The 3,798-nt window shown below is 71.8% G+C and carries 4 protein-coding genes and 1 pseudogene; all 5 read right to left on the reverse strand.

Going from position 1 to position 3,798, the window contains the following annotated elements; genetic code table 11:
* Positions 1-180: pseudogene (locus tag PROKR_RS34675) on the reverse strand (alpha/beta fold hydrolase); the annotation flags it as partial.
* Positions 177-1,028 (reverse strand): ATP-binding cassette domain-containing protein, encoded by an 852-nt coding sequence (locus PROKR_RS11710; protein WP_036963380.1) that lies wholly within the window; start codon positions 1,026-1,028, stop codon positions 177-179. The gene PROKR_RS11710 and the pseudogene PROKR_RS34675, both read right to left, overlap by 4 nt.
* On the reverse strand, positions 1,025-1,894 hold the full coding sequence (locus tag PROKR_RS11715; RefSeq protein WP_051432902.1) for an ABC transporter ATP-binding protein: 870 nt from the start codon (positions 1,892-1,894) through the stop codon (positions 1,025-1,027). The genes PROKR_RS11710 and PROKR_RS11715 overlap by 4 nt, the downstream gene beginning before the upstream one ends.
* A complete protein-coding gene (locus PROKR_RS11720; RefSeq protein WP_036963383.1) occupies positions 1,891-2,883 on the reverse strand; it encodes an ABC transporter permease in 993 nt (330 codons plus the stop codon). Before PROKR_RS11720 ends, PROKR_RS11715 begins: the two co-directional genes overlap by 4 nt.
* Positions 2,883-3,743: an ABC transporter permease gene (locus tag PROKR_RS11725; RefSeq protein ID WP_245605799.1), complete on the reverse strand. Its 861-nt coding sequence runs from the start codon at positions 3,741-3,743 to the stop codon at positions 2,883-2,885. The genes PROKR_RS11720 and PROKR_RS11725 overlap by 1 nt, the downstream gene beginning before the upstream one ends.
* Positions 3,744-3,798: the final 55 nt, after the last annotated feature.

Raw genomic sequence — 3,798 nt, forward strand, 5'->3', positions numbered from 1 at the left:
CCCGCCCTGCAGGTACAACAGCAGCGGCAGGTCCTCGTCGGCGCGCGTCGGGTCCACCAGCTCACGGACCAGCAGCTCCACCTCGCCGCGCAGGCGACCGCTCCGGTCCAGCGGCACCGCGAGGCGGCGCTCGCGGACGCCGATGCCCGGCAGCAGGTAGCTGCTCCAGCCCGCGCTCATGCGGTGGCTCCCGCCGCGAGGGCCGCGTTGCGCCGTCGTTCCCGCTCCCACTCGGGGCGGATGCGGGGTACGGCGTCGAGCAGCTTGCGCGTGTACTCGTGCTGCGGCGCGTCGAAGACGGCGTCCCGCTCGCCCTCCTCGACGATCCGGCCCTGGGTCATCACCGCGACCCGCGTGGCGATCTGCCGCACCACGGCGAGGTCGTGCGCGATGAAGAGGTAGGTCAGGCCCTCCTCGCGCTGCAGCTCGCGCAGCAGGTTGATCACCTGGGCCTGGACGGAGACGTCCAGGGCCGAGACCGCCTCGTCGCACACGACGACGCGCGGGCCGACGGCCAGCGCGCGGGCGATGCCGATGCGCTGCGCCTGCCCGCCGGAGAACTGCGCGGGGTACTTCTCGGAGTGGTCCGGGTCCAGCCCGACCCGCTCCATGAGCGCGCGGGTGAACGCGCGCGCCCCGCCCGGGATGCTGCGCTGCTGGTAGAGCAGGGGGGCGGTGACGATGCGCTCCACGGTGTGCCGCGGGTTGAGCGAGGAGTAGGGGTCCTGGAAGACCACCTGCACCTCGCTGCGGAACCGGCGCAGGTCGGCACGGCCCAGCCGGGTGACGTCCTCGCCGTCGAGCTCGACGGTGCCCGAGGTGACGTCGAGCAGGCGGGCGGCCAGGCGCGCCGTCGTCGACTTGCCCGACCCCGACTCGCCCACGAGGGCGAGCGTGTCGCCCGCGCTGATCTCGAAGCTCACGTCGTCCACGGCCCGGAACGTGTCCGGGCGGCGCAGCAGCCCGCCGGTGCCCAGCACCGGGAACTCCTTGACGAGGTTCGTGGCTCTCAGGAGCGGCGTGCTCATGCAGCGCCTCCGTTCTGCTCGTTCCGCTGCCCGACGTCGCCGGCTGCGCCGGGTGTCACCGCGCGCAGCTCGCCGATCTCGTCGTCGATGCGCGGCACGGCGTCGAGCAGCGCCTGGGTGTACGCGTGCCGCGGGTCGGTGAAGATCTGCTCGACGGGCCCGCGCTCGACGCACACGCCGTCCTTCATGACGACGATGTGGTCGGTGACCTCGCTGACCACGGCGAGGTCGTGCGTGATCAGCACCAGGCCGGTGCCGGTCTCACGCCGGATCTCCTGCAGCAGATCGAGGATCTGCGCCTGCACGGTGACGTCCAGCGCGGTCGTGGGCTCGTCGGCGATGAGCAGCTCGGGCTCGGTGCTCAGGGCCATGGCGATCATGACGCGCTGGCGCATGCCGCCGGAGAACTGGTGCGGGTAGTGGTCCACGCGCCGGGCGGCGTCGCGGATGTGCACTCGTTCCAGCGCCTCGACCGCGACCCGCCGGGCCACGCGGCGCGTGGTGCCGGGGCGGTGGGCGCGGTACGCCTCCTCGATCTGGAGCCCGACCGTGTAGTACGGGTTCAGCGAGGAGAGCGGGTCCTGGAAGACCATCGCGATACGGTCGCCGCGCACGCGGCGCAGCTCGGCCTCGGACAGCCCGACCAGCTCCTGGTCGTGCAGGCGCACGCTGCCGGTGCGCTGTGCGGCCCGCGGCTGCAGGCCCATGATCGCCAGGCTGGTCATGGACTTGCCGGAGCCGGACTCGCCCACGATGCCCAGTGCGCCGCCGGGCTCCAGGTCGAGGTCGAGCGAGCGGACGGCGTCCAGGGGGCCGCGCGGGGTGGGGAAGGTGACGGTGAGGTCGCGTACCTGCAGGAGCGTCATGCGTTCACCCGCACTCTCGGGTCGATGGCGGTGTAGACGACGTCGACCACGATGTTGCCGACGACGACGAGGAACCCGGCCAGCAGGGTGACGCCCATGATCACCGGCTGGTCGTTCCGGGCGATCGAGTCGGCGGCCATCTTGCCGACGCCGTTGATGCCGAAGACGGTCTCGGTGATGAGCGCGCCGCCGAGCAGGCCGGCGAAGTCCATCCCGAAGATCGTCACGATCGGCGTCAGGGCGGGGCGCAGGGCGTGCCGGCGCCAGACCAGCGGCTGGGCCAGGCCCTTCGCGTAGGCCGTGCGCACGTAGTTCTCGCGCAGCACGTCGAGCACGTTGGCGCGTGTCAGCCGGGTGTAGGCGGCCGCGTAGCCGACGGCGAGCACGATCCACGGCATGACGAAGTTCGCGAACCACTGCCCGGGGTCGTCGGCGAAGGCGACGGCCTGCGGGAACGGCAGCCACTGCAGCTTGACCACCAGCACGTACTGCAGCACCAGCGCCAGCACGTAGTTGGGGATGGACATGCTGGTCAGCGTCAGGCCGGTGGTGAACCGGTCGAGGAAGGTGCCCTCCTTGACGGCGCTGAGCAGGCCGCCGGCCAGCCCGGCGAGCAGCCACAGCACGGCGGCGCCCACGGCAATCGTCGCGGAGACCGGCAGGCGCTGGATGATCATGTCCCAGACGGCCTGGCTGGACTGGAACGAGTAGCCGAGGCAGGGCGCGGCGCACTCGACGGCGCCGGCCCCCTCGCCGTACGTGCGGCCCGCGAAGATGCCGACGACGAAGTGGAAGAACTGCGTCCAGAACGGCTGGTCCAGCCCGAGGTTGCCGCGGATCTGGTCGATGACCTCCGGCGTGCAGTTCTTGCCGCAGATCTGCACGGCCGGGTCCGGCGACAGCGCGAAGAAGATCAGGTACGTGAACAGGCAGACCAGCAGCAGCACGCCGAGGCCGGAGGCGACTCGGGTGATCAGGAACCGGGGCATCAGCGGCCCTCCTGGGCGTCGACGACGGCGCGCAGTCGGTCGCCGAGCACGGTGAACGAGAGCACGAGCAGGAACAGGCAGACGCCGGGGAAGACGAAGTACGCGGGATCGACGGCGTACCACTTCACTGACGCGGCGATCATCTGGCCCCAGCTCGGCTCGGGCGGTACGACGCCGACGCCGAGGAAGGACAGCCCGGCCTCGGTGCCGACGTAGCCGGGCACGGCGAGGGTGGCCATCACGATGATCGTGGAGCGCAGGTTGGGCAGGATCTCGCGGAACACGATGCGCGTGCCGCTCGCCCCGGCGGCGCGGGCGGCCTCGACGAACTCCCGCTGCGCGAGCGACATGGTCTGCCCGCGCACGATGCGGGCCAGGTAGGGCCAGCCGAAAACGGAGATCACGACCACCAGGAGCGTGGACCGGTTGCCCGCCGGCAGCGCCGAGAGCACCGCGATCATGAAGATGAGCGCGGGGAACGCCATGAGGAAGTCCATGACGCGCGAGATCACCAGGTCGACCCGGCCGCCGAAGTAGCCGGCCACGAGCCCGAGCGAGACGCCGAGCACGGTGGTCAGCGCGGTGGCGGACAGCGCGATGCTCATGGACACCCGCGCGCCGTAGACGATGCGGGCGAAGATGTCGCGGCCGCTGCCCGGTTCGACGCCGAACCAGTGCTCGGCGCTCACGCCGCCCCAGGGGCCGATCGGCATGCCACCGAGGTTGGGGTCGATCGCGGTCTGGTCGAACTCGTACGGGGTCCAGCCGCTGATCGCGGTCAGGACGGGCGCGAGGATCGCGACGAGCGTGACGAGCACGATGTAGCCGAGGCCGAGCATCGCGCCGACGTCGCGGCGCAGGACCTGCCAGGTACCGCCGGCACCCGCCCGGAGGGCGCCGGCGGCTGGTGCCGCC

Origin of the sequence: Promicromonospora kroppenstedtii DSM 19349 (assembly GCF_000515355.1) — a bacterium.
In the GTDB taxonomy this organism is placed as follows: Bacteria; Actinomycetota; Actinomycetes; order Actinomycetales; family Cellulomonadaceae; genus Promicromonospora; species Promicromonospora kroppenstedtii.